The organism is Clostridium sp. AM58-1XD (assembly GCF_003464085.1).
Lineage (GTDB): Bacteria > Bacillota > Clostridia > Lachnospirales > Lachnospiraceae > Lachnoclostridium_A.
In genome coordinates this window covers 20,905-47,191 of sequence record NZ_QSDR01000005.1, presented here as the reverse complement: position 1 = coordinate 47,191, position 26,287 = coordinate 20,905, and the positions used below count along the sequence as shown (strand labels likewise).

Genomic DNA, 26,287 nt, shown 5'->3' with positions numbered 1-26,287 from the left:
TAAGTATGTCTGTTTTTGCTATAATTATCCTGCACCCGTTTTCGTCTTCTAAATCGCACATGAAATTTCATACTCCCATACTACATTCTTTGTAAATTCAGTTTTCAGAATCATACAACGTATTTTATAACTGATTTTAAGACCATTTAAGAATTTTTGTCCCTATATCGGGACACCTTTTGCAATTAAGATATGGTACACTGAAAAAAGAAGAAGGGAGTGTAACTACCATGTATGATATCCGTAAATTAAATGTAGGAGATACATTTTATTGTGTATATGATTTTAATTGCATTAAAAAACTGTCAATCCTCGTTCCCTTTAGAAAAGATCGAAATACTTTGGGGGCTCTCTGTGAAAAAAATGGAGAAAAAGAGTTTATTGCCTGTGACCTGACTGATTTTGATATGTATTTTATAGATAAAACAGAAGCAGAAGAAGCTTTTAAAAAAGCTCTGAATGCCAGGATCAAAGAATTATCAGACATTCCAACTCTATTAGAAGCGTTATTTGAAGAATATTCCAAGCATACCAGTAATTATGAATTAAGTTCCCTCATATACAGGAATGCGATTGAAATGGCCAAACTGAAATTAAATGATAAAATTTATGTGTAAAACATAAGAAACTTAACTGGCTGAAATCAAACTATGGCTCTCATATTGTTCAAACGTATGTCAATCGTTCTCCTCATTTGCATATTTCACATCCGAATCGAATAAGTCGACAATCCCCATATGAAGCCCTTCTGCCAGCATTTCCATTTCATCCATTGACGGACTTACCATCTCATTTTCAATACGGTTTACGGCAGAACGAGAAATCCCCGTTAAAAGTTCTACCTCCCGTATCGTTAATCTTTTTTTTCTACGAATTTCTTTCAGCAGTATCTTCATGATTATATATCATAACTCATAAAGAGACTATTTTTTGCTGGAAATTTCTGGAAATCACCAAACAATCATTGTCCGGTCAAGAGTCCGGAATAAATTTATCAATATAGATTTTACAACTATATTCCCCCCTATGATCCCTATGAATGTGCGCAGAAAGTAAAAAAGAGCCCGGTAATTACCGAGCCCTTTGAGTGGAGTAGACGGGATTTGAACCCGTGTCCAAAAACCAATTCCCTGTTCTTCTACTATCATAGTCAGTCTTTTGTCATTCCCTCCGGCGTCCGGGGGCTGACACCCTGACGCGTTCAGTAGCTTCATAATACGCCCACATGCTCAAAGCTTTGCATGAGTCGTTTCCCACATAGTCGATGCCAGGTTCTTAAAGTGTGGGTGCTCTAAGGCTGACAGGCTGCCCTTAGGCTGCCAGTACTAAATCGTTTTTAGCGTTTATATTTAAGTTTGCCATTTAACGCATTGCATGCGGATAGCTTCACCAGCTGCATGGCCCCTGTCGAAACCAGTACTACCCCTTACTGCAGCTTTACAGCTGTTAATAATTCTATCATCCGCCGCCTGGAATGTCAACGGGCGGCGGAAACTTTTTCACCTGCATAAAAACCAACAATATTCCAATTTATGCATTCCTTCAAGACCTGCATATATCCGATCTGATGTGCCGGTGCCCGCTTTATCGAAGTTTCATTTTATAATCCCGCTCGATTTCTCTCTTCTGGTCCTTCTTCGCGATGTCCTGCCTCTTATCATATAATTTTTTACCCCGTGCCAGTCCAATCTCAACCTTAACAAGGCTTCCTTTAAAATAGACCTGCAGCGGTACTATGGTCATACCCTGCTCCGCCATTTTCCCATCCAGTTTTATAATTTCTCTCTTGTGGAGCAGAAGACGTCTGACGCGGAGCGGATCCTTGTTAAAAATATTTCCCTTCTCATAGGGGCTGATATGCATGCCATATATATATATTTCCCCTTTTTCAACGCGGATAAATGACTCCTTAATGCTGCATTTGCCCATACGGATCGATTTTACTTCTGTTCCATAAAGTTCGATTCCCGCTTCAAACTTTTCGTCGATAAAATAGTCATGATAGGCTTTTTTATTGTTTGCCACAAGTTTAAAACTGTCTTTTCCCATATATCCTTCCCTCCTGCTGCTCCGGATGTCTGCGCTTACGCAAATCCTCTCACCGGAACAAAGTCGATGGTTCTCGCAAACTTATCCGTTCCGACAACCTGAACCCTGATCTTCTGACCAAGCTTATACGACCGGTTCGTCATCTCGCCGCGAAGCTCCAGGTGTTCTTCATCAAAAATATAATAATCATCGCGGAGCTCATTGATATGGACAAGTCCTTCCACTGTGTTCGGGAGCTCCACATAAAATCCCCAGTTCGTTACGCCGGAAATTACGCCGTCGAATTCTTCTCCGATCCTGTCTTCCATATATTCGCACTTCTTCATCTTCTCTGTCTCGCGTTCAGCCTCATCTGCTCTTCTTTCCAGCGCAGAAGTCTGTACGGCAACGTCAGGAAGAATCCTGCTGTAATGACCGCTTCTCTTATCAGACAGCCCGCCTCTCAGATTCTCCTTTATAATCCGGTGAATCTGCAGATCCGGATATCGGCGGATCGGCGATGTGAAGTGAGTGTAGTATTTTGTGGCCAGGCCGAAATGGCCGCTGTTTTCCGTCGTATATTTAGCCTGCCGCATGGAACGCAGGGTCAGCCTGCTCAAAAGCGCCTCCTCCTGTGTTCCCTCAATCTTCGTAAGAAGCCCCTGCAGTTCCTTCGGATGTATTTCTCCCTGATGGAGCTTAATGGTATATCCGAAATTGTTGATGAACAGAGCCAGGCGTTTCATCTTCTCAGGATCAGGGGTTTCATGGCTTCTATATAGAAACGGAATTTCCTGCCAGAAGAAATCCTCCGCTATCGTCTCATTTGCAGCCAGCATGAAGTCCTCAATCAGCTTCGTAGCGGCATTGCGGTCATATGGCTTGATATCCACAGGTTTTCCCTTTTCATCCAGGATAATTTTGCTCTCAGGGAAATCAAAATCGACAGCGCCGCGCTTTCTTCTTTGTTCTCTCAGAATATCCGCCAGCTCTTTCATCAAATCGAACATCTGGACAAACTCCCTGTATTCATCCATAGCGGCTGCATCTCTGTCAGTAATCACTGCATTGACAGCCGTGTAAGTCATTCTCCTGTCCACATGGATGACTGATTCAGCAATTCTGTGACCGATAATTCTGCCTTTGGAATCAATGTCCATCAGGCAGCTCATGGCAAGCCTGTCCTCACCGGCATTCAGAGAGCAGATACCATTTGACAGTTTGTGGGGAAGCATGGGGATCACCCGGTCTACCAAATAAACGCTCGTTCCTCTTTTCAGTGCTTCCCTGTCAAGCGGACTTCCTTCTGTTACATAGCTGCTCACGTCTGCAATATGGACGCCCAGGTGATAAACACTCTCTCCATCACCCTTTTCTTCCTTGGAAACGGTCACGGCATCGTCCAAATCCTTCGCATCTTCTCCGTCAATCGTCACGGTCTGAAGTGCTCTCAGGTCCAGCCTTCCCGCCTTGTCCTTCTCATCCACATGATCCGGTATCGTTTCCAGCTGACGCATCACATCCGGCGGAAATTCCTCCGGCAGGCCATAAGCTCTGACAAGCGACATGATATCTGTTCCAGGATCATTAATATGGCCGATAATCTCTGTAATCACACCTTCCGGCTTCTTCTTTGCATCGCCGTAATCAGTCACCTTCACCATAACCTTGTGACCGCTGACAGCCCCCAGGTCCTTTCCCTGAGCAACGAAAATGTCTCTGCATATTTTTAAATTGTCCGGTATTACAAAACCGAAATTTTTGCTCTTCTGATACAGTCCGACGATTTCCTTATTCGCACGCTCCAGGACACGGATGACAACTCCTTCTGCCCGGCGTCCGTTTTCCTCTTCTTCGATGATGATCTGACTTTGTCACCGTGGAGGGCACTTTCCGTCTTATCAGCCGGGATAAAGATATCCTTCTCCATTCCTTCTATCGTTACGAATCCGAAACCCTTTGGATGGCCGCAGAAAATACCGGTTAATGCGAATGTTTCCGGCTTTCCATATTTTCCTTTCTTGGAAATCCCGGCTTTTCCCTCTGATACGAGTGCATCCATGACATCCTTCAGATCTTTTCTCTGGTCCTTTGGAATATTCAAAAGAAGGGCCAGCTCCTTCAGCTTCATCGGTACGTAAGACGGATCCCGGAGCAGTTCTTCCATCATCTTTTTTCTCTGTTCTAATACTTGTTCTTCCATAAAATCCTTTCTCAGTCCCGCAGAACGCCTTATCTTCCGGCGGGTTTATCTTTCCTGCTCTTTCCTGCTAAAAATACAAAGCACCGGTCTAAAAAGCGCAGCGTTCTTTGCCTGCGTCACACATAAGCAGTCAGTAGCGGCTACAAGGTGCTCATAACAAACAAAACACCCTTGTCGCCAAGAGTGTTTATCGTCTTACAGTACATTGAGAACAACTGCCAGCAGCAGGAACAGCCCGGCTGCAAACTTTGTAAATTTTTCAAGCGCCCCTTCCATGGAACGTCCTTTATTCTTTCCCCAATAAGTATCTGCCATACCTGCTACAGATCCAAGTCCTGCAGACTTGCCCTCCTGCATCAGGACGATTACGGTCAACACAACTGCCAGTATAACGAATATAACTGTTAAAAGCATTTTCAGCATAATAGTACACCTCCTATAGTCAAACACCGTAATCATACCATACTTTTTGAGGAATATCAACCATCTTTTTCTAGATTATTTCCTCTTCGATACGAAGCAGCTGGTTATACTTAGCCGTTCTGTCACTTCTGCATGGAGCTCCAGTCTTAATCTGCCCAGCATTCACTGCCACTGCAATATCAGCAATAAATGTATCCTCTGTCTCACCGGAGCGATGGGATATAACCGTCTTATATCCAGCCTTTTTTGCCAGTTCAATTGCTTCCAGACTCTCTGTAAGCGTTCCGATCTGGTTGACTTTAATCAGAATGGCATTGGCCGCATGAAGAGTGATTCCTTTTGACAGCCTCTCTGTATTCGTGACAAAAAGGTCATCACCTACCAGCTGTACACGGCTGCCTAATTCTGATGTGAGTATCTGCCAGCCGTCCCAGTCTTCTTCATCCAGTCCGTCTTCAATCGAGCAAATCGGAAATGCATCCAGCAGCTTACGGTAATAATCCACCATCTCTTCTGCGGAACGGCGCACTTCTCTTCCTGCCATCTTGCTCTCTCCCGGAAACAGGTACATCCCCGTCTCTTCATCGTATAATTCACTGGAAGCAGCATCCATGGCGATTTTAATATCCTTGCCAGGCTGATATCCGCTCATCTTGATGGCATCCACCAAATAGGTCAGCACTTCTTCCGTATTTTTAAGGTCTGGGGCAAATCCGCCTTCGTCTCCTACGGCTGTGGCATGGTGGCCGATTTCCAAAAGTTTTTTCAGAGTATGGTATATTTCCGCACACATCTGAAGCCCTTGTGAAAATGCCTTCGCTCCCACCGGCATTATCATAAATTCCTGAAAATCCACCGTATTGGCTGCATGAACGCCGCCGTTTAAAATATTCATCATAGGAACTGGAAGCTGACGTGCATTCACGCCGCCAAGATAACGATACAGCGGTATTCCAAGTCCTGCCGCAGCCGCTCTGGCCGTTGCCAGGGATACTCCCAGTATGGCGTTTGCTCCCAGATTTTCTTTGTTGTCCGTTCCGTCTGCTTCACAGAGCAGATGGTCAATGTGCTTTTGATCCAGGGCATTTTCAAACATGACGGCTTCAGCCAGAACAGAATTGACATTGCCTACTGCTTTTTTTACGCCTTTTCCATGATACCTGTGATCATTGTCTCTGAGCTCCACCGCTTCAAATTTTCCTGTAGAAGCGCCTGACGGTACATCCGCGCGGCCAACGGCTCCATTTTCCAGAGTCACATCTACTTCAACCGTAGGATTTCCTCTCGAATCCAGCACTTCTCTTCCCTTAACTTCTGCAATATCAAATCCTGTATACAACATAAAAACGGCCTCCTCATATTCACATTCTATGGCAACTGCTCGAAACAGTTACATTCTATGAATATAAGGATAGCCATTTTCCTGATTTCTATTCGTCAGAAGGATTTCCGCTCTTTTGGCTCTTGCGTTCATTCATCATACGTTCAAATTCTTCCTGAGAGCAGCCCATTTCTTCCAGACGCCTTCTTCTCTTTTCTCTGCGAATTCTCTGTCGTTCCCGTTCTTGTTCCTGTTTCTTTCTGTACCAGAAGAAGCCTCCTGCTGCAAGTACGGCGCATAAAACTACGATTCCGCCAATAATCATCACGCTCATCGGAACTGCCGGACGGTTCGCTGTATTTGGATTCTTTCCGTCTTCGCCCTCTGCCGACGGAGTCTGACCATCATCCTGTCCTTTTGACTCCTGCCCGTCACCATCGCCCTGATTCGCCGCTTCGGCGCTCATTTCACGGGTCGTATAAATCCATGCGCTTCCGATTTTCCTCTCATTGTATGTGTAATCGATTCTGGCTACTGCCTGTTCCGGATGATTATCCGGAAGTTCTGTGACCAGAGTTTTTTCCGCATCGGAGAATGAAGCTTCTTTCGGCAGGCTGATCACAGCACTTTTGTCAATATAAAGCTCTGACGGCTGAAATGATTCTCCTTCTGCTGAAAGAGCTTCTTCTCCCGTCACATAGGATGTTTCATTTTCTGAAATGTTCACATTCTGGAATCGTCGGAAACCGAAGTCAAGAAGTGTTTTTGTATCCGAATAATGCGTCTTCTGTGTACTTTTAAGCGTTACGGCAATCAGTCGTCTGTCGTCCTGCTTGGCATACGTAACAAGTGTCTGACCTGCAATCGACGTATATCCTGTCTTTCCTGCCACAGCAGCCGGATAATAATTTTCACTAGAAGTATCCTCTGTGACCACAAGCTTGTGTTCCATTTCAAACGTTCTTCCGTTTGGATTGTTGATCGTAGCCGGAATGCTGTACTTTTTCGTAGAATCAATTTCCAGGAGAACCGGATTTGCAAAAGCTGCCGCTCCGATCAGAGCCATATCATAAGCCGTCGTAAGCTGTGTATCATCATTCAGGCCGGAAGGATTTGCAAAATGACTTTCCGTACAGCCCAGTTCCTGCAGTTTTTGATTCATCAGCTCTACAAAGGCGTCTCTGCTGCCGGCTACATGCTCTGCCAGAGCATTGGCCGCCTGATTGGAAGACTGAAGAAGCATAAGGTAGAGACAATCTCTGACTGTCAGCTTGTCTCCTTCTTCGATATTCAATTTATTTCCGCTCCCGCCTTCCACATTGTAGACTGCATCGTTGGAAAACGTGACCATATCATCAAGATTGGCCCGCTCTACAACTACGAGAGCTGTCAGCAGCTTCGTAATGCTGGCCGGCGCTTTCTGCTCATGGATATTCTGCGCAAAAAGAACTGCTCCGGAATCCATGTCCATTACGATGCCTGCCTCTGACTGAACCCCTGTATCGCTGGGCCATTCCGGCTTCGCATATGCTGGAAATACTGTGTTCAGCACCATGAGAATTACCAGAAACCACTGTATCAAGCGTCTCTGCTTGCTTCTTTTTCTGTCCGTATCTCTGTTAAACCATCTCATGAATCTTCACATCACCGAAAATATCCTTCCAGTCCTTTCTGAAATCATCTACCGCCTTTCCAATCGCTGCCATATTCATGGCATCATGGAGAAGCTGGGGCTGCACCGTCGCTGTATGCGCTCCTGCACAGAATGCTGCATTTACCTGAGCCATATTTTTAAAACTGGCGGCCAGTATTTTCGTTTGATATCCCCATCGTTCAATCATCTCTGCAAAACAGCCGATAGTTTCCGCAGCGTCTATGTCCATATTTTCCATTCTGTTGAAATACGGGGCTATGTAATCAGCTCCCGCTTCCATTGCGAGATACCCCTGAGCCTTCGTATAGACAGCCGTAGCCGTTATCCCCGCCCCCTTACTCTTCAGATATCTCATAACTTTTAATCCCTCTTCCGTAACAGGAATTTTTATAAACACATGTTCATCCACATTCTGAAGAATTGCCTCTGCCTCTTTCGCTATGTCTTCTGCTTCAAGTGCCGTAACCTGTATATGAAGGGAACGTTCCTTTCCAATCACACTTCTGATTTCCCTGAAATGACTGAAAAAATCGATCCTTCCTTCTTTTTTTAAAATTGATGGATTGCTTGTAACCCCTGTAAAAGGATAAATTACCCCATATTTTCTGATTTCTTCAATATTGGCCGTATCAAACAGATACTCCATATCTTCTTTCTCCTCCTTCGTTCCTGTCAATATGGCAAATGACCAGCTTCCCGACAGACTGCCTTCGGCTGATTCTTGCGCCCTGCTTTCTGCGGCATACGCAGAAACAGGTATGCGCAGGTATAATGTCCGCTTTGCGGTCATTATACCATATCCGCTACGCGGATACGCTGCCTTCGGCTGATTTTTGCGCCCTGCTTTCTGCGGCATGCGCAGAAACAGGCATGCGCAGGTATAATGTCCGCTTTGCGGTCATTATACCATATGTCTTTTTATTTTTCTACCTTTACAGGCTGATTCTCTGCTGTAAACAGTATCCTTTTTCCGGTAAACACAACAGAAAAGGCTGCAAAAAAGATGATTTTCCCTTTGCAACCCATCTGCGCTTTTAATCATATAAATATAGTTTTACCGCCATTCTCTGCCTCTTCCCCATGCAGCCCGCAGCACCAGAGCCGGAACAGCTTCCGCCACTCCTGGCGGAAACCACGCCATAAGATCAAGAACAGATGAAGTGACATGCCACTGCCTCGGAACGGAGTCTGTTTTAAGTCTGTTCCTAGTCTGGCCTCACTTTATGCTCTCAGTTCAATTCCTAATTCTCTGAGGCCGTGAAGGATTTTCTCCATCACTGCATTTACTTCTTTATCTTCCAGCGTATGATCGTTTGCACGGAATGTAATCGAATATGCGACGGATTTATGACCTGCCAGGATCTGAGCGCCTTCGTAAATGTCAAAGAGCTCATAGCCTTCCAGAATCTTTCCGCCTCTCTGAGCGATTACATCCTCGATCTGGCCTACCATGATTTCCTTCGGCACAACCATGCTCAAATCACGGGTAACTGCAGGATATTTTGCAAGTCCCATATATTTTCTGTCGAAAGTAACGAATTTGCCTACACTTGGCATATCCAGAACTGCCACGTATGCTTTTTCGCCGATCTTGTAATTGTCTGCCACGTCCGGATGAACCTCTCCCAGATACCCTACCGTTGTTCCGTCATAAACGATATCTGCCTTTCTTCCCGGATGAAGGAACGGATGAGCACAGTCCGGATTATAATGAGGTTTCTTTTTCATACCGATCTTATCGAAGAACTCCTCGATCACACCCTTCATCGTAAAGAAATCTCCCGAGCCATACATTCCCAGCGTAAATTGCATGCGCTCGTCCGGAAGCTCTGTCAGGGGAAGAGACTTCGGAAGATAGATATTGGCCAGTTCATAGAGGCGCACATCCTTATTTCTTCTGTTGTAGTTTGTTCCCAGTGAGGTGAGCATACCATTTAACGGAAGGGTTCTCATCACGCTGAAATCTTCCCCAAGAGGATTTGTGATTGTCACTGTCTGACGGAGCTTGTCATCGGCAGGGATCAGCAGCTTGTCAAAGGCCTTAGGGCTTTCGAAGGAATACGTCATACTTTCTGAAAATCCACAGAATTCTGCGATTTCCCTTGCCATATCTTCCACCCTGAGTTTTTCGGAAACCTTACCTGTCGTTGCTTCTCCGGATGGCAGCGTTGTCGGAATATTGTCATAACCATAGAATCTTGCCACTTCCTCTGCCAGATCGGCCATTCGGTAAAGATCCTGGCGAAAGGTAGGTGCGATCACTTCCTTAGACGACGCGTCATATTTTAAGTCAACCTTTTCGAAATAGCGGATCATTTCTTCTTCCGGAATATCCGTTCCCAGCAGTTTATTGATCTTGTCCGCATCAAATGGAACGCGCACCTTATCTCTCCTGACAGGGTAAACATCGATAATTCCTCCTACGACTTCGCCTGCTCCCAGCTCCTCAATCAGCTGGCATGCCCTGTCGATCGCCTCTTTTGCGTTGTTCGGGTCCAGTCCCTTTTCGAATTTTCCTGATGCATCCGTACGAGGCCGATTCTCTTTGAAGAAAGGCGGATATTCGTTCCGTCAAAGCAGGCCGCCTCGAATACCATAGTCTTTACATCATCCGTAATCTTGGAATTCTCACCGCCCATGATTCCTGCAACGCCGACTTCCTTCTCACCATCGTTGATCATCAGCACATTTCTGTCCAGATTTCTGATCTGGCCGTCCAGCGTCTGGAATGTGTCTCCATCTTGTGCACATTTAACAACGATCTTTTTGCCCGCAATTAAATCATAATCATAAGCGTGCATTGGCTGGCCGTACTCTTCCATAACGTAGTTGTAATATCGACGATATTGTTGATGGGACGGATTCCGCTGGCCGCCAGCCTTCTCTGCATCCATTCCGGTGAAGGAGCCAGCTTTATATTCTTAACCATTCTTGCGCAGTAACGCGGGCAAAGCTCCGTATTCTCTACAGAAACTTCCAGATAGTCGTGAATATCCTCAGAATTGCCTGTTTCCTTTATTACAGGAGGATGGAATTCCTTTCTGAATGTAGCTGCCGCCTCTCTGGCTACCCCCAGAACGCTGTAGCAGTCCACGCGGTTGGATGTAATCTCATATTCGAAGACGACATCGTGCAGGCCTAAAATTTCAACTGCATCCGCGCCTACTGCCGCATCCTCCGGAAGGATGTAAATGCCGCTCTCCGGTGCGTCCGGATACATATTTCTGTCTGAGCCCAGTTCTTCGATGGAACACATCATACCGCAGGACTCGATTCCTCTTAATTTTCCTTTTTTGATTTTTATCCCATCTTCCGGAAGCGGGCCGCCGTCGTGGCCGCCTGCTACCTTTCCGCCGTCCAGGACAACCGGAACTTTGTCTCCTTCTTTTACATTTGGAGCTCCCGTTACGATCTGGATCATTTCTGTACCAATATCTACCTGACAGATAATCAGCTTATCTGCATCCGGATGCCGGTCGATTTTCTTAATCTGACCGACAACGATTTTTTCCAGATTCTTATCTAAACATTCAAATCCCTCTACCTTTGTTCCTGAAAGCGTCATAGCATCTGTATATTCCTGAGCCGAAGGATCAAGGTCCGGGACATAAGCTTTAATCCATGATAATGCTGTATTCATGATGAATCTCCTTTTCTTTTATTCTCGCGAAGGCAACGGGCTAAGGTCAAATTCACTTGACGTCGGCGACTGACCACATGGTCAAATCTCCGTAGCTTGCCGCACTTTCAAATTATATTCCCCGTAGCTTTTAGCGGGGTATTGGACTTCCTGTTATCAGAACTGCTTTAAGAAACGGATGTCGTTTTCATAAAGCAGACGCATATCGTCAATTTCATACTTCAGAAGCGCGATACGCTCAAGACCAACGCCAAAAGCAAAACCTGAATATTCTTCAGGATCAATGCCGCTCATTTCCAATACGTGCGGATGTACCATGCCGCAGCCTAAAATCTCAATCCAGCCGGAACCCTTGCAGAAACGGCAGCCTTTTCCACCGCATTTGAAACAGGTTACGTCAACTTCAGCACTCGGTTCGGTAAATGGGAAATGGTGCGGACGGAATTTAACCTTTGTCTCCGGCCCGAACAGTTCTTTCGCAAACTCTGCCAGAGTTCCCTTTAAATCAGCAAATGTAATTCCTTTATCGATTACAAGGCCCTCGATCTGATGGAAGGATGGAGAATGAGTCGCATCGACTTCGTCGGAACGGAATACACGGCCTGGCGCAATCATACGGATCGGCAGCTTGCCCTTTTCCATTTCACGCACCTGACACGGAGATGTCTGGGTTCTCAGCACAATATCTTTATTCACATAAAATGTATCCTGTTCATCCTTTGCCGGATGGTTTGCCGGAATATTCAGCTTCTCGAAATTATATAAATCATATTCTACTTCCGGACCTTCCACAACCTCATATCCCATGCCAATGAAAATCTTTTCTACTTCTTCAAGGGCAATCGTATTCGGATGGCTGTGGCCTACATTGCTCTTCTTTGCAGGGAGTGTCACGTCGATGACCTCTCTCTTCATCTGCTCTTCTCTGGCCTTTCTTGCAAGAGCTTTTTTCGTTTCTTCCAGCTTCGCTTCGATCAGTTCTCTGGCCTCATTGACCATCTGGCCAACCTTTGGCCTTTCTTCTGGAGCTACGTCTTTCATGCTCTTAAGTACACTTGTCAGCTGCCCTTTTTTGCCCAGATAAGCAACGCGGATATCATTCAGCTTTTCCAGTGCTTCAGAAGCTTCAATCTGCTTTATGGCTTCTGCTTTGATTTTTTCTAACTGCTCTTTCATAATATTCTCCTTTATCTCATATTGAATTGACAAATAAATAGTTCCGAAAAAAACAAAAACCTCGTCTCTTCTTTCGAAGGGACGAGGTAAAATCGCGGTACCACCCTAATTCCCATCCTTACGGACAGGCACTTATCTCTGCGTAACGTGCAGCCTGCGTCACGGCCTACTACCATCACAAATCATGATCGTTCAGCTGTGCGGCTCCAGTGGGAATTTCATCATCTTATCTGAACTTAGGAAAGCTTACAGCCGGTGGCCCTCCCTCTCTGCAAGAAGATAACATGCTACTTAAACACCTTCAGCGCCTTTATTTCTTTATTTTGTAAGGTCTAAGCTACATTGTAACCACCGAAATGGAAATTGTCAAGTGTGAAATCTGAGATTATTCATCTATTATCTGCGGTCGGATAAGAGTATACGCGGTAGTCGCTGGTTACCGGTTTAAGGTTTCCCTTTCGGAATGATTCCTGCTGCCTGACCATACAGACTGGTTTCGTAAAAATCAGGCATGTAGGAGTAGGCGTTTTTATGATCTGCCCGGTAAATTGAAGTTTTCCGCTCTTTTGGTCAATCAGAAAGGTAGTTACCGTACCACTTTTTTCATTTGCAGCGTATAGATAATTTCCTCCCGGCTCAATGCAAAAAAAGCGTGGAATCTCTCCATATGTATTATGCCATTCAACACTGGTAAGCCAACCCGTCTTTTCATCAATTGAATAGACAGCAATCGAGTTGTGCCCCCGATTGCTGGCATAAAGGAACCGGCCGCTTGGATGAACAGCGATTTCTGCTCCCTTATTAAACAGTCCCACATAGTCCTCAGGGAGATTGGCGATAATCTGAAACGGAACAAGTACCCCCTCCTTTAACCGACAGCTGACAATCCCTGCTGAAAATTCGGTCAGAAGATATGCAAAACTGCCGTTGGGTGAAAAAGCCAGATGTCTGGGCGTTCTGGCCGCTCTCGTGCGCATGGCGTGAAGAGCAAGCAGTTTTCCTGTTCTGCGATCGAACGAAAACGTATGCACCATATCCTCTCCCCGGTCGGGCGCGAATACGTATTTTCCATCTGGAGAAAATATAACTTGATGAGGCATGGAGTTCGGCTGTTCCGTAGCAGTCAGAGGGCCCAGTTCTCCCTGAGGCGTTACCGCTTCGCACATCGGTCCTAAGGAACCGTCTGTCTCAACAGGAAATACTGCTAAAAGCCCAGTGGTTGCAGCTGCCACCAGCACATATTTCTCCGATGGTTCCAGCGTCAGATGGGTACCGTTCCATCCGCCCAGATATCTCCTATTGATAAGTTTTAATGTCCCCCGCTCCTGATCCACTGCATATGCACTGATTTCATCGTGATTTGCATGTGTGCAGTAAAGCCTTGTCTGCTTTCTGTTTATGACAAGAAATCCGGGATTTACTGCTTCTTCCTCCTGGATCAGCGTCCATTCCCCCGTCTTGTCATCGATCTCAAACACACGGATCCCCTTTGCTTTTCCGCCCCTCTCACTCGTAGTGTTCGCTCCTGTATATACATGGCCTGCCAAAGATTCATTCATTTTCCTCAACTCCCTTTTCCCATATGGAACAGACATACAATACCCTCGAATTCCGGACTGCTCCACCGCACTGCATCACCGGTTCCTGCCTCAATCCTCCAGATTTCTTTTTCTCCCCCGATCCAAAAAGCGTCTCTATCCCTTTCGTCACGGCACATAGCCCTTTTCCCTGCTATCTTCAGCCCTCCCTCTGCTCCAACAGAAAAAGGTATCCATTTTCCATTCCGCAGTCCGTCATTCACCTGAAATACTGCTGCACAATCCAGTCCGTCGCAAAGCCATACCGCATAATGCTCTCCGCACAGCATGTGATGGCATGAAACGTTTAGTCCCGTATAGTACTGTGGAAGCGGCTGAACAATCTGAAATGGAATGAGGCTTTTCTCCCCATATTTAAAACATGTTATGCTTTCAATTCCGTTACTTAAAGCCAGAACAACATGTTTCCCCTCTGCCGTCATAATTTCAGAAGGACAGCTCGCCGGCCTGAGGGAGATGGAGGAACCGAAAATGATTTTTCCGTTCTTTTCAATCTCTGCCATCGTAATCATATCATTCCCCTGATTGCATACAAAGAATCCTGTTCCGTCAAAATCAGCTGCCAAACCTCCTGCATAAGACCACAGTTGACGTCTTCTATCAGGTCCATGTCTACCGGGAAGTGGCTTCTGATCCTGAATGCTTCCTATACTGCCATCCTGATTCAAATGAATGGCGGTAATCAGACCACTTCTTCCATTTGCCGCTATCAGACAGTGTTTGTCTGAAAGAGCGAGAATACAGGACGCCTCTCCTCCCCCTGAAGCCGATTCCCCGGTCTTTTCCCATCTCCCTTCGAATCCTTTCTGTTTAAATGACAGTATCTTGTTCCCAAAAGCAGCATAACAAATTGTAGTGCTGCCCATTTCCCGCAATACTGTAATACAATCCGGCCGTGCTTCAGATATTTTCTGAATCCATTGTATCGTTTCTGTTCTGCCCCGTTGAAAGCTGATTTCGTATAAACCATCATCTCTGCCGATCAGGAAACATTCCTCTATCTGACTGCCCACTAAGCTCCCCCTTTCATTATCACTATCATTTACAGCACAGCAGTTGCGCCCTTTATCAATGGCCGGATTTACGGCCTAAAAACGTTTTAACTGCCGGATATCCCATACTCATCAGCAGGATCAAACCGAGTCCGACGCAAATCGGCCGATGTAAAAAATAGCTGATTACATGGCCTCTGGACAAGGTGATTGTTCTTGTCAGTCCCATTTCCGCCATATTGCCCAAAAGCATTCCCAGAACAAACCCGGACAGTGGATATCCTGCTTTTCTGATAAAATAACCGATAATTCCAAAGAGAACTACGATATATATATCAAATACGCGGTTGGAAATCGAATACGCGCCTAGTATAGATAAAACAGTGATTAGAGGGCATAGCACTGCAATCGGAATTTTAGCGATCATCGTTACACATCTGGCCAGGATCATACCAACAGGAAGAAGAAGGATACCCGATAAAATAAATCCAAATATGATCGGATAAACAGTCTCTGCCTGTGTGGTAAAAAGGGCCATCCCCGGCTGCAGCCCATGGATCATCAAACCTCCCAGCAACAGGGCTGCTGCTGAACTTCCTGGTATTCCCAATGTCATAAGAGGAATCATGGCTCCGCCAGTCACCGCATTATTTGCCGCTTCCGGCCCTGCTACGCTTTCCAGGTTTCCTTTATCAAATACTTCCTTATCTTTTGCATGGCGTCTCGCTGAGTTATAGCCTAAAAAGCCTCCGATATCTCCGCCAGCTCCCGGCAGAATTCCGCATGCGATTCCCAACATGCTGCTCCTGAGGATTGTAGGAAGAATACACATAATCTCTTTCCCTGAAAGGAATTTTTCTCCCGTAATCTGGGCCGCCAGCTTCTCTTTTTCCTGTTCTCTCGGTCCCATATGTTCCATCAGCATCAAAACTTGGGAAATAGAGAATACACCTAATACTACAACCGTAGTTTTCAGTCCGTCCATCAGATAAATACTGCCGAATGTAAATCTGTCTGTACCTGACAGCGGCGCCATACCAATGGTACTGAGCATCATGCCAAAAAATCCTGCTGCAAATCCTTTTATCATCATGCCTTCCGTCATACTGGCAATGATGCCAATTCCAAACAGCGCGATCATAAAATATTCAGGTGAATCAAATAAAAGTCCAATCCTTGCGAGCAGAGGCGATATAAACAACAATGCCAGCCCGCTAAACACACTTCCCATCATAGAGGAAAATAATGACACATTCATCGCCTTCAGAGCCTCTCCCCTTTGAGCCATTTGATGACCCCCGATAATCGTTGCCATATTTGCCGGGGTTCCGGGCGTATGGATCATAATAGCCGTCAGCGATCCTCCGGCGATTGCCGCCGTATAGATTGCCATAAGCATGGTCATCGCCGGTACAGGCGACATTGCATATGTAAATGGGATCATAACTGATATACCCATCAGAGAATTGAGCCCGGGAAGTGCACCTATAATCATCCCGCCTACCATCCCAAGAAGAAGTGCTGTCATCATTTGTACCGACATCAATTCATGTAGAAATACCGGAAATGTCTCCAGTATATATGAATACATTTGCCCCAGCGATAACATTTTCTCCCCTCCCTTCTTCTCTCAAGCTTCAGTAAAAACATCCGTGAGGAATACGTACCATCAGTTCCTTTACAAAGAGAAAATAGACAAAAAGCTCCGTCCCAACTGTAACGGACAATATCACGGCCCATTTTTTGTAATTCAGGAATCGCATCAGAGCAATCAGGAAAATCCCTGTAGCCGTAAAAAATCCCACCAAAGGTATGCAGATTCCGTAAATCAGAATGAAAGCAAAGCCGATGAGCGGTCCCTTCAGCCTGGATAAGCTGATCACGAGTTCCTGTTCATCCCCCTGTTTCAAAGCTTCCTTTAATGCTTTTGTCTTTTTTAAAGCTTCCCGCATATTCCACAGCGAAAAAATAAAAACGAATGCCGATGTCATTATTGGGAATACTTTCGTCACACCCTCATACATAATTCCTTTTGTAAAAAAATAAAGACCGGCTGCTAATAAGAAAACGGCTGTAATGACATCCTGATGAATAACAATTTTTAGTTTTCTCATAAACCTTTCCCCTTTCGGCTATCTCGTCTTTACCCATTGATAAATTTCCTCGATTTCCTTTTGCTGTTCCGCCATAAATTCCTCATATTCATTTCTGGCCATATACGTTATATCCAGTGAGTTGTCTTTCATCATATTCTGAAACTCTTGATCTGCTGCAATCTGCCCAAAGCACTGGGACAGGTATCTACGATATCGTCGTCCGTGTCCGGATGCATACCGATTCCTACACACAGAGCGCTTTCCACCTCAATTCCCAGTTCTTTAGAGGACGGCACATCCGGAAGAAATTCAGAACGTTCTTCCGAAAGAACTCCCAGCACTCTTACTTCCTTATCCTTGTATAGCGTCTGTATGCCTCCGACTGTACAGAAAAGAATATCTGTATTCTTCCCCAGGAAAGAAGCATTCGTATCCTGCTGTCCCTGAGTATTCACTACCACCAGCTGATCCAGGTTCACACCCTGTTTTTCGTAATACCGTATCAAACGATAAAGCGCGATTTCACCATCTCCGCCGACAGAGTTTACCCCCATCAGAATCTCCTGATCCGGATGATCCTGGAACCATTCAAACAATTGCTTCAGATCTCTTACGTCCTTAAAACGTTCGTCATCTGTGCGAACCGAAACAGTAACGGCATCTGCCTGCAAATTACACACCAGCTTATAGTCAGTCAGCGGTATGCATCCCGCCGCTTTCGATTCGGAATAATAGTTCATTGCGTTGGGGATGAGAATATTGCAGTAAGCTCGTCCATTACTTGCCTCTGATGTCAAATCGGCATAGATAATCGGCTGCGGCACGCTGTTTGTATTCGGTGTAATCGTCACTCCCAGTATTTTTTCCAGCTCTGCTGCATATGCCCTCATGGTCCTGTCATTCGCGCTCCCTGCAGACGCCTTAATGAAAATCTGAAAATCACCACCAGGATACCCTTCTGGACAGTCTAATGTTCCCAATCCAGCGTTCCCTTCGCTTTTTTCACCAGCAGCCCCTGTCAGTACAGCTTCACTGCTGCTATCTGTCGCCTGTTCTGTTTGCTTTGTTTGCTCTGTCATATCTCTTTCTTTCGTTGTCTCGTTACTCTGCCCGCTGCAGCCTGCCAGAGTCCCTACGATCATTCCTATCATTACTGCCGTTAAAATTCGTCTCTTCATTTTTCTTCCTCCCCTTTCGGATTATTCCTCGTCCATTGAGTGCCTTTTATTATCATTGTCAGGAACCATATTCTTCAGTAGTTTCAATGCGCGCTCGGGATTGAAAAATCCGCATACACATGGTTCTCCCATTTTCACTACCCCCTGCTCCGGTGTCATTCTTCCATCTTTTACACGATTTATCACATATTCCACAAGACTTGCACTGATCAGGCCATGTCCGCACATCGTAACGAACTCCAGAACCTCTTCGCTCGGAAGCTTTTCTCTTTTCCCCCATATGTCAATTGACAAGTTTACGGAATGCGGTTTAATCCCTATTTCTCTGCACTCCTTTTCAATATCCTCTATTGTCCCCTGCAGTACAACAGACAGGCCGTAGTCCTTTTTCTGCAGTTCCTTTACTGCCTGCCAGACCTTTTCCTTGCTGAAATAATTACACCGAATCCTGGGAATAGATGTCAGGTTCTCCCTGATCTGCTCTTTTGTCACTCCTGACAAAATCGTTCCCGTCTCATTAGAACCGATGTTACTGGGTCCCAAGTTCCACAGCATGTCCAGAATATCGGCAACATATGGGATTGCTCCGTCGTTGTTGATTCCCTTTGCCGAAGTAACGAGTATAATATAATCTTGTCTCAAATCTTCCGGATTTCCTCTGCGGTGTAATGAGTGCGACATTTAATTTCCCCCTTTCTCTTTGCAAATCTTATAAGGACGGCCCATTCCGAGATTTACCTTTCCATTCATCCTGGGAGGCATCCCAAGCTTTTGCAATACGGGCAAAATCGGAAGCGTACCATCTTCGTCATAGCAGCAAATGACGTCCAGGGAAAATACAGTATCAATCTCCCCTGCGATTTCTTTAATTTTTTTCAGCACCTCTTCCGCCTGTTCAATCGGTATTTTCGTTTCGATTATTGCCGACACAACTTTTTCTTCCCTCAGGTCCTCTCTTACTTTCCCTGATTTTTGATCTTCCAGAATCTGGGTGGTCGGATTGCACTCTTCAAAATGTACTCCCATCTGAGCCAGCGGAGCAAAAACTTTCTCTAATTCAGACAATTTTGTTCCTAAGCACGGTCTGCCCATTTCTACAGCGATTCCCAGCTCACCCCTGCAGACCCTTCCTGTAACGTCGTTTGTCTTTACCTCTTCTGTTCCCCTGCCCGCAATTCCGGTAGGCGTACTGACCGACGGATCACTGAAAAAACGACGGTATCTTCTCACACTATTGCGGTTTTCCTCTGGTTCATAGATCGCATGACCAGGGCACTTTACAACACGTTCTCGAATACAGTTTCCACATTCCAGACACTGGTCCTGATCAATCACCGCTACTCTGTTCTGAATAGAAATTGCCGTTACAGGGCAGTAAGGAATACAGATTCCGCATCCAATACATTTTTTTTCGTCAATTCTCATCCTTCTCCTCCTTAAACTATATACGCTTATCGCCTTTCTGGGCAACGATTCCTGCACATTCCTTCATTGTCTTACCACTGTTGATCGCTTCCTCCATGGACAATTCCAGAACTGCAATTCGTTCCGCCTGATAAAGAACATCTCTGATTCTTCCTTTTGGTATCACAATTACCCCGTCTGCGTCTCCTGTAATGTAATCCCCCGGCCTTACAACAACACCGGCACAGTTCACCTGCGTCTGATAGGCAGTAATCTTAAAATTACCTGGCATAAACCGTATTTCCTGTCCACGGGAAAATACAGGCTGCCCATAATTTCTGATTACCGTCGTGTCCCTGTTCTTTCCATCCAGAATGATCCCTGCGCTCCCCATCTGTCTGCTGGCATGCTGCATGTTTTCCCCAAAAATAGCATAAGGACAATTATTGGCAGCCAATACGATTACATCACCTGGTGTAATCTCATCCAGCAACTGGTAATAGCTGTAACTCTGTGCTTCTCCAGCATCCGTTTCCAGCGTATAAGCCATTGTGAATGCCCGCCCGCAAATTCGCGATTCCTGGTTCACTGGATGCATGCTTTCCATCCATCCGTCAATCCCAAGAAGTCTCATGGAATCTGTAATGACTCCTGTCTCCAGCCTGCTTAACTGTTTTACATATTCATCCATCATCTCTTCATCCCCTCCATTTTAACTCTGATTACCTCAAATCCCCCTTCCATTATTTTACATTTTCAGTATACTTCCGATACTCAACCTGTATACAAGTTGGAGTAAATAAAAACGGATTTATACAAACCATAACTTCCTCTACGATTACATAAATCCGTAATATATTTTAAATATATAGCTGATCTGTCATACTTCTGATCACATGGGTATTATGACGATCCAGAAGCTCCACCGCTCCATCGATATTTCTCTTTTTCAGTAACTCCAATATTTCCTGATGCTCAGATACTACCTGTTTCATTCGAAAAGGCGCGCATGCAGACCGGTAACGAATGAAACATGTTCTGTCTCGAAATGACTGCAGTGTATCCTCCATGAACTGGTTATTATAATTCATATGCAGCGCACTGTGAAAGTCCGGGTCCAGATTTAAGTAATTAATAACATCCCCTGCTTCAACTGCCCGCCTCTGTCTGTTCAAAATATCTTCTGCCTTCGAAAAGTCTTCTTTTTCTGATATACGGAAAGACTTCTGCACCAGATAGCGTTCTACTACCATTCTATGCTCATACAGCTGAAATGTCTCCTGCAATGTTGGTGTCTGTATCACTATTCCCTGATTCGGTACGATACGAATCAGCTTTTCCTTCTGCAGCCTCTGTAAAGCGGCGCGTATGGGAGTCCGGCTGATATTCAGCTTTTGTACAAAATAGCTTTCAGACAGCATATCCTGTCCTTCCCCTTCATAAGACAATAATTCTTCTTTAATTTTTCCATATGCAATGTCAGCTTTGCTCTCTTTCAAGGCCTTCCCTCTGCTTTCCGATATACCGCTTGTATACAGGTTTTATTATATCATACAATCTTATTTCGTGTCAAATAATTTTTTCTTCAGCCTCTATTCCATCCCCTTAATCAGCTTCACATTCGCCCTTTCAAACTCATTCAGCATATCTTCGCTGAAATTGCCCGGTTCGATTGTCCCCATATACCATGGCTTGCTGTTAAAGTAATCCTGAAGCTCCTGCTTCTGAAATTTTCTTCCATGCCTTGCATAGATTTCGTTCCTTGCCAGAGAGATCTGTTCTCTTGTCAATCCGGAAAGGTCGGCCGGCGTCAGATACGTACTGCTGCTCTGAGGAAGAATGTAGTCTCCAGAAGATGCGGCGGCAGCTCCGCTGTTCCCGCTTCCGAAAGCCTCCGTTGTACCGGAAGCACTGCTCGCAGTACCGCCGCTCTGTCCGACCAGACTTCCCCGGATCACGCCGCGTTCCAGCAGATACTTCTGTGCTCCGTTCGGATCAGACGACCCGTACATTTCATCTTCATTTACCACTGTGCTGCACTCCCCAAACAGAAGCATTTCAAAATTCGTTTCTCCTGTCAGATAGTATTCATCCCAATACCCCCACTGATTGTCTACGATGTCGAATCCAAAGGAACGCAAGTCTCTCTGCCATCCTTCCATCCATGAATCGTCAGAGCCTTCCGTACTAACGTTATAAATTTCCGTTAAGCCACCGTTATACTGATAAAGCCTGATCTGCGGCGATGTGCCGTCTGCCCAGGTCCATACGTGGCCTCCTCCGGCCATATAAATAAGAGCCTGATTCCCTATGGTTTTCAGGCCGACCATATAGTTTTCCCCGTTATATCCTGAAAAACAGTCTGCGAAAGAAATGCTTCCTGTTCTCATGATCTTTTTCTGGCCCATGTTGCTGTACACATCCAGACAGATGTTGTTTTTTCCATTGCCGGTTCCCAGGCTTCCCTCCAGATAAATCACGAGGAGCTCTGCATTCCCGTCTCCATCCAGATCCCTCTGGCATGTGCTGATAATGCCGTCAGACAGCTGTGCAGTCATGGGAGCGGCATACCAGTAGCTGCTGTCATAGTAATTGGCTTCAAAGCCATACTGAAAGGTGCGGTTGTCGGCCGTACTAAGGCGGGGGATCAGTTGATCGCTTATAAATTTATCGTAGACTCCGCCTTCACTTTCCGTCTCTTCCGGTCCGGCAGACGGCTGCTCTGTCTCTGTGGTATTCACTGATTCACTTTCATCTTCTGTCTCTTCGCTGCCGTCCTCTTCCTCGGTCGGCTGCTCCTCGCTTACCTGAGCTGCCTCCCTGTCCGCCTCTTTTGCTTTGGTGCCACAACTCCCCATCATCCCTGCCACTGCTGCTGCAGCCAAAATCGTAATAAGTTTATTCTTCATCTTCATACCCTTTTTCCCCTTTTTCATATACTGGACCTTCGTCCCCACTATACAACCGCAAACTGGCTGTTGTACAGGTCTGCATAGAATCCCTTCTTCTCCAGAAGTTCCTCGTGATTTCCCTGCTCGATAATCCGGCCGTCCTTCATTACGAGAATCAGGTCCGCCTCTTTTATGGTAGAAAGCCGGTGTGCAACGATAAAGCTGGTACGTCCTTCCATCATCTTGGCGAATGCCTTCTGGATCCTGACTTCTGTCATCGTATCGATAGATGATGTAGCTTCATCCAGAATCAGCATAGGCGGAAGGCACAGCATGACACGGGTAATACACAGCAGCTGCTTCTGTCCCTGGGACAGATTCCCGCCGTCCTCTGAAATCATGGTATCATATCCCTGAGGCATACGTTTAATGAAACTGTGGGCATGGGACTGCTTTGCGGCTGCAATGATCTCTTCTTCGGAAGCCTCCGGGCGTCCATAGGCGATATTTTCCCTGATCGTGCCGGATTTCAGCCATGTTTCCTGAAGAACCATGCCGTAATTCGTCCTAAGGCTCTTTCTTGTCATGCTGCGCACATCCACACCATCCACAAAAATACTTCCCCTGTCCACGTCATAGAACCGCATGAGGAGGTTGATTACCGTGCTCTTTCCGCAGCCGGTCGGACCGACGATCGCAATTCTCTGTCCCGGTTTAACAGAGAGATTCAGATGTTCGATCAGCTTTACATCCGGATTGTAGGAAAAGCAGACATCGTTCAGTTCTACCTGCCCTTTTATATTTTCCAGTTCTTTTGCATCCGGCTCTTCCTTCAGAATCGTTTCCTCATCAATCAGTTCAAAGACACGGGCTGCGGAGGCAAGTGCGTTCTGCAGCTCCGTAACGACTCCGGAAATTTCATTAAATGGCTTTGTATACTGGTTGGCGTAGCTCAAAAACGCCGAAAGCTGCCCGACGGTAATCAGTCCTCTCACCGCCGCAAAAGCTCCGGCTACGCCTACGCTGGCATACACAAGCCCGTTTACAAAACGGGTGGCCGGATTGGTTATGGACGAAAAGAAAATAGCCCGCAGGCTGTATTTCTGAAGCCTGGCATTGATCTCTTCAAACCGTTCCTGGGCTTTTCCTTCATGGCCGAACGCCTGCACCACCTTCTGGTTCCCAGCATCTCGTCCACGAGAGCCGTCAGTTCCCCTCTTGTCTGCGACTGAAGGCGGAACATGGTAAATGTCCTCTTGGCAATAAAACTGGCCACGAGGAGAGAAACCGGCGTGAGGACGACGACGACGGCAGTGATAAACGGATTGACGGAAAGCATGAAGCCCAGCGTTCCCAGTATGGTCATAACGCCTGTAAACAGCTGGGTAAAGCCCATCAGAAGGCCTTCGGAAAACTGGTCGATATCAGCGATGATTCTGCTCAGAATATCTCCATGCTGATGGGAATCCACATATTTTAACGGCAGCACTTCCAGGTGGTTGAATGCCTTCGTTCGGATGTCCATTACGACGCGGTAAGTGATCTTATTGTTGATATGGTTCATAATCCACTGGGAGATTCCGGTGATGCAGATGATAACTGCAATCTTCTTCAGTATTACAAGCAGTCCTGCAAAATCCACATTTCCCTGTCCGACAATCAGGTCGATTCCCTGTCCGACGAGAATCGGCGCATAAAGCGTGGTCGCTACCGTAACCATTGCCAGGATCAGTGAAAAGATCACCCATATTTTATATTGACTGATATAAGAAAGGATGCGCTTTAAGGTTGTTTTCTGCTTATCATCTATTTTTACTCTTTTCATCCTACTGCACCTCCTCTTTTGAAAGCTGAGACAGACAGATTTCCCGGTAAACCTCACAGTTTTTGAGAAGTTCCTTATGGGTGCCGCAGCCGGCCATCATGCCGTCGTCCAGTACGATGATTTTGTCCGCGTTCTTAATCGTCGTGGCCCTTTGAGATACGATGAAAACCGTCATATCCTCCGTACCTTCCCGGATCGCCTTTCTCAGCCTCGCATCCGTAGCGAAATCAAGCGCCGACGCGCTGTCATCCATGATTAGAATTTCCGGCTGCCTCACAAGCGCTCTGGCGATCGTGAGTCTCTGCTTCTGTCCTCCGGAAAGGTTCTTTCCCTCCTGGGTAATAGCCAGTTCCAGCCCGTCGCCCTTACCGTCCACAAATTCTCTGGCCTGGGCAATGTCCAGAGCCCGGTATATTTCTTCGTCCGTAGCGTCTTCCCTGCCCCATTTCATGTTGTCGCGGAGCGTTCCCGCAAACAGCACCGCTCTCTGTGGAACGACGCCGATTTTATTTCTCAGTTCCCTCAGTGCGTAATCTTTTACATCCGTTCCGTCCACCTTGACCGCTCCCTCTCTAACGTCGTAAAAACGCGGGATCAGATTGACAAGAGAGGATTTTCCGGAGCCCGTACCGCCGATAATACCGATGGTCTCGCCTTTTCTGGCCTTTACGGATATTCCGGAAAGCTCCGGCTCCTTTGAGCCGTCATAATAGAAACGGATATCGTCAAATTCCACCTTGTATTCTTTGCCGTCTGAAACTTCCGCGCCCGCAGTTCTCCCCGCTTTTTCCTCAATGCTCGTCTTCTCTTCAAATACCTTCTGTACGCGGTTTGCACAGGCCAGCGCTTTTGAAATATTGATAATCAGATTGGCCAGCTTGATCAGTTCCACAAGGATCTGGGACATATAGTTCCAAAGCGCCACAGTTTCACCCTGACTGATGATCCCCTTATTCACCTGATCGCCTGCAATCCACACGAGAACCAGAATGCCTGCGTTGATGATAACGTACGTCAGGGGGTTCATGAGAGCCGAAATCTTTCCCACAAACACCTGTATTTTTACAAGGGTATTGTTCTCTTCTTCAAACCGCCTGATTTCATCTTCCTGTCTGTTAAAGGCGCGGATGACACGGACTCCCTCCAGATTCTCCTTCGTCGTCAGCATAACCTTGTCCAGCTGCCTCTGTACCTTTTTATACAGCGGCATGCTGATCAGCATGATACCGAATACGACGACGGAAAGTACGGGTATGACAACGACAAATGTAAACGCAGCTTTTACGTCGACCGTAAAAGCCATGATCATCGCGCCGAATACGATGAACGGCGAACGCAGAAACAGGCGCAGAAACAGGTTTAGTCCCGTTTGCACCTGATTGACGTCGCTGGTCATTCTGGTAATCAGGGTTGAGGTTCCCATCCTGTCTAATTCCGTATAGGACAGGCTGTTGATATGGGCAAACAGATCGTTTCGAAGGGCGGTGGAAAATCCAACTGCCGCCTTGGCGCTGAAATACTGAGCCGTCAGAGACGCGGCAAGCCCTACGATCCCCAGAAGAATTAATATTCCACCCATTTTCAGGATGTAACCACCATCCTGGTTTTTAATACCCACATCGATGATTTTCGCCACCACAAGCGGGATAAACAGCTCAAAGGTGGCCTCCAGCATCTTAAACAGCGGGCCAAGGACACTTTCCAGTTTATATTCTTTCAGATATTTCAGCAATTTCTTCATCCTTCATCCTCCGCAGTTTCTGTATATATTTTAAGATTTACCATACATTATATTATTGTTTACTCTATAAACAGTAATGTCATATGCAGGTCGAACAGTCACAGCACATTATACTAA

The 26,287-nt window shown here is 46.0% G+C and carries 19 protein-coding genes, 1 other RNA gene and 3 pseudogenes; 1 reads left to right on the top strand and 22 read right to left on the bottom strand.

The window, feature by feature from the left end:
- Nucleotides 1–230 precede the first annotated feature (230 nt).
- A complete protein-coding gene (locus DXA13_RS03995) occupies nt 231–617 on the top strand; it encodes a hypothetical protein (protein WP_118242031.1) in 387 nt (128 codons plus the stop codon).
- A 60-nt stretch (nt 618–677) separates the two neighbouring features.
- Here the strand turns inward: DXA13_RS03995 and DXA13_RS03990 are convergent, their stop codons facing one another.
- The 22 genes and pseudogenes from DXA13_RS03990 to DXA13_RS03885 all read right to left on the bottom strand — a co-directional run bounded on the left by DXA13_RS03990 (nt 678) and on the right by DXA13_RS03885 (nt 26,170).
- Nucleotides 678–896: a helix-turn-helix transcriptional regulator gene (locus DXA13_RS03990; protein ID WP_118242030.1), complete on the bottom strand. Its 219-nt coding sequence runs from the start codon at nt 894–896 to the stop codon at nt 678–680.
- A 189-nt stretch (nt 897–1,085) separates the two neighbouring features.
- Nucleotides 1,086–1,426, bottom strand: a transfer-messenger RNA (tmRNA) gene (gene ssrA, locus DXA13_RS03985).
- A gap of 158 nt (nt 1,427–1,584) precedes the next feature.
- Complete coding sequence (smpB, locus tag DXA13_RS03980; RefSeq protein ID WP_118242029.1) at nt 1,585–2,049, bottom strand: SsrA-binding protein SmpB; 465 nt, start codon at nt 2,047–2,049, stop codon at nt 1,585–1,587.
- 35 nt (nt 2,050–2,084) lie between these two features.
- Nucleotides 2,085–4,231 (bottom strand): annotated as a pseudogene (gene rnr / locus DXA13_RS03975) (ribonuclease R).
- A 195-nt stretch (nt 4,232–4,426) separates the two neighbouring features.
- Nucleotides 4,427–4,654, bottom strand: a complete 228-nt coding sequence (gene secG, locus DXA13_RS03970) for a preprotein translocase subunit SecG (protein WP_118242028.1) — start codon at nt 4,652–4,654, stop codon at nt 4,427–4,429.
- A gap of 70 nt (nt 4,655–4,724) precedes the next feature.
- Nucleotides 4,725–5,996: a phosphopyruvate hydratase gene (gene eno / locus DXA13_RS03965; RefSeq protein WP_181995519.1), complete on the bottom strand. Its 1,272-nt coding sequence runs from the start codon at nt 5,994–5,996 to the stop codon at nt 4,725–4,727.
- An 88-nt stretch (nt 5,997–6,084) separates the two neighbouring features.
- Nucleotides 6,085–7,608, bottom strand: coding sequence for a D-alanyl-D-alanine carboxypeptidase family protein (locus DXA13_RS03960; protein WP_347559687.1), 1,524 nt, complete (start codon nt 7,606–7,608; stop codon nt 6,085–6,087).
- On the bottom strand, nt 7,595–8,419 hold the full coding sequence (locus DXA13_RS03955) for a fructose-6-phosphate aldolase (RefSeq protein WP_347559686.1): 825 nt from the start codon (nt 8,417–8,419) through the stop codon (nt 7,595–7,597). The genes DXA13_RS03960 and DXA13_RS03955 overlap by 14 nt, the downstream gene beginning before the upstream one ends.
- Nucleotides 8,420–8,850: 431 nt before the next feature.
- Nucleotides 8,851–11,269 (bottom strand): annotated as a pseudogene (gene pheT / locus DXA13_RS03950) (phenylalanine--tRNA ligase subunit beta).
- A gap of 156 nt (nt 11,270–11,425) precedes the next feature.
- Nucleotides 11,426–12,445 (bottom strand): phenylalanine--tRNA ligase subunit alpha, encoded by a 1,020-nt coding sequence (gene pheS, locus DXA13_RS03945; protein ID WP_118242027.1) that lies wholly within the window; start codon nt 12,443–12,445, stop codon nt 11,426–11,428.
- A gap of 389 nt (nt 12,446–12,834) precedes the next feature.
- A complete protein-coding gene (locus tag DXA13_RS03940) occupies nt 12,835–14,004 on the bottom strand; it encodes a lactonase family protein (RefSeq protein WP_181995518.1) in 1,170 nt (389 codons plus the stop codon).
- A gap of 5 nt (nt 14,005–14,009) precedes the next feature.
- On the bottom strand, nt 14,010–15,056 hold the full coding sequence (locus DXA13_RS03935; protein WP_181995517.1) for a beta-propeller fold lactonase family protein: 1,047 nt from the start codon (nt 15,054–15,056) through the stop codon (nt 14,010–14,012).
- Nucleotides 15,057–15,111: 55 nt separating this feature from the next.
- Nucleotides 15,112–16,644: a tripartite tricarboxylate transporter permease gene (locus DXA13_RS03930; RefSeq protein ID WP_118242024.1), complete on the bottom strand. Its 1,533-nt coding sequence runs from the start codon at nt 16,642–16,644 to the stop codon at nt 15,112–15,114.
- 28 nt (nt 16,645–16,672) lie between these two features.
- Entirely contained in the window at nt 16,673–17,149 is a 477-nt protein-coding gene (locus tag DXA13_RS03925) for a tripartite tricarboxylate transporter TctB family protein (protein WP_118242023.1), read from the bottom strand.
- A gap of 131 nt (nt 17,150–17,280) precedes the next feature.
- Entirely contained in the window at nt 17,281–18,309 is a 1,029-nt protein-coding gene (locus DXA13_RS03920) for a tripartite tricarboxylate transporter substrate-binding protein (RefSeq protein ID WP_118242022.1), read from the bottom strand.
- Nucleotides 18,310–18,330: 21 nt separating this feature from the next.
- A complete protein-coding gene (locus tag DXA13_RS03915; RefSeq protein ID WP_118242021.1) occupies nt 18,331–18,990 on the bottom strand; it encodes a hypothetical protein in 660 nt (219 codons plus the stop codon).
- Entirely contained in the window at nt 18,991–19,734 is a 744-nt protein-coding gene (locus tag DXA13_RS03910) for a 4Fe-4S binding protein (protein WP_118242020.1), read from the bottom strand.
- Between the two features lie 16 nt (nt 19,735–19,750).
- Nucleotides 19,751–20,407, bottom strand: a complete 657-nt coding sequence (locus tag DXA13_RS03905; protein ID WP_118242019.1) for an RraA family protein — start codon at nt 20,405–20,407, stop codon at nt 19,751–19,753.
- A 166-nt stretch (nt 20,408–20,573) separates the two neighbouring features.
- Nucleotides 20,574–21,212, bottom strand: coding sequence for a GntR family transcriptional regulator (locus DXA13_RS03900; protein WP_118242018.1), 639 nt, complete (start codon nt 21,210–21,212; stop codon nt 20,574–20,576).
- A 93-nt stretch (nt 21,213–21,305) separates the two neighbouring features.
- A complete protein-coding gene (locus DXA13_RS03895; protein ID WP_243008959.1) occupies nt 21,306–22,628 on the bottom strand; it encodes a YARHG domain-containing protein in 1,323 nt (440 codons plus the stop codon).
- A 41-nt stretch (nt 22,629–22,669) separates the two neighbouring features.
- Nucleotides 22,670–24,429: pseudogene (locus tag DXA13_RS03890) on the bottom strand (ABC transporter ATP-binding protein).
- 1 nt (nt 24,430) lies between these two features.
- Nucleotides 24,431–26,170, bottom strand: coding sequence for an ABC transporter ATP-binding protein (locus tag DXA13_RS03885; RefSeq protein ID WP_118242017.1), 1,740 nt, complete (start codon nt 26,168–26,170; stop codon nt 24,431–24,433).
- Nucleotides 26,171–26,287: the final 117 nt, after the last annotated feature.

Bases quoted from the DNA above. Each gene is read 5' to 3' on its own strand.
- smpB (WP_118242029.1), bottom strand. From the start codon at position 2,049: ATGGGAAAAGACAGTTTTAAACTTGTGGCAAACAATAAAAAAGCCTAT.
- DXA13_RS03905 (WP_118242019.1), bottom strand. From the start codon at position 20,407: ATGATGGATGAATATGTAAAACAGTTAAGCAGGCTGGAGACAGGAGTC.
- DXA13_RS03910 (WP_118242020.1), bottom strand. From the start codon at position 19,734: ATGAGAATTGACGAAAAAAAATGTATTGGATGCGGAATCTGTATTCCT.
- DXA13_RS03885 (WP_118242017.1), bottom strand. From the start codon at position 26,170: ATGAAGAAATTGCTGAAATATCTGAAAGAATATAAACTGGAAAGTGTC.
- eno (WP_181995519.1), bottom strand. From the start codon at position 5,996: ATGTTGTATACAGGATTTGATATTGCAGAAGTTAAGGGAAGAGAAGTG.
- DXA13_RS03995 (WP_118242031.1), top strand. From the start codon at position 231: ATGTATGATATCCGTAAATTAAATGTAGGAGATACATTTTATTGTGTA.
- secG (WP_118242028.1), bottom strand. From the start codon at position 4,654: ATGCTGAAAATGCTTTTAACAGTTATATTCGTTATACTGGCAGTTGTG.
- DXA13_RS03925 (WP_118242023.1), bottom strand. From the start codon at position 17,149: ATGAGAAAACTAAAAATTGTTATTCATCAGGATGTCATTACAGCCGTT.
- DXA13_RS03930 (WP_118242024.1), bottom strand. From the start codon at position 16,644: ATGTTATCGCTGGGGCAAATGTATTCATATATACTGGAGACATTTCCG.
- pheS (WP_118242027.1), bottom strand. From the start codon at position 12,445: ATGAAAGAGCAGTTAGAAAAAATCAAAGCAGAAGCCATAAAGCAGATT.
- DXA13_RS03955 (WP_347559686.1), bottom strand. From the start codon at position 8,419: ATGACCGCAAAGCGGACATTATACCTGCGCATACCTGTTTCTGCGTAT.
- DXA13_RS03940 (WP_181995518.1), bottom strand. From the start codon at position 14,004: ATGAATGAATCTTTGGCAGGCCATGTATATACAGGAGCGAACACTACG.
- DXA13_RS03990 (WP_118242030.1), bottom strand. From the start codon at position 896: ATGAAGATACTGCTGAAAGAAATTCGTAGAAAAAAAAGATTAACGATA.
- DXA13_RS03920 (WP_118242022.1), bottom strand. From the start codon at position 18,309: ATGAAGAGACGAATTTTAACGGCAGTAATGATAGGAATGATCGTAGGG.
- DXA13_RS03915 (WP_118242021.1), bottom strand. From the start codon at position 18,990: ATGTCGCACTCATTACACCGCAGAGGAAATCCGGAAGATTTGAGACAA.
- DXA13_RS03895 (WP_243008959.1), bottom strand. From the start codon at position 22,628: ATGAAGATGAAGAATAAACTTATTACGATTTTGGCTGCAGCAGCAGTG.
- DXA13_RS03960 (WP_347559687.1), bottom strand. From the start codon at position 7,608: ATGAGATGGTTTAACAGAGATACGGACAGAAAAAGAAGCAAGCAGAGA.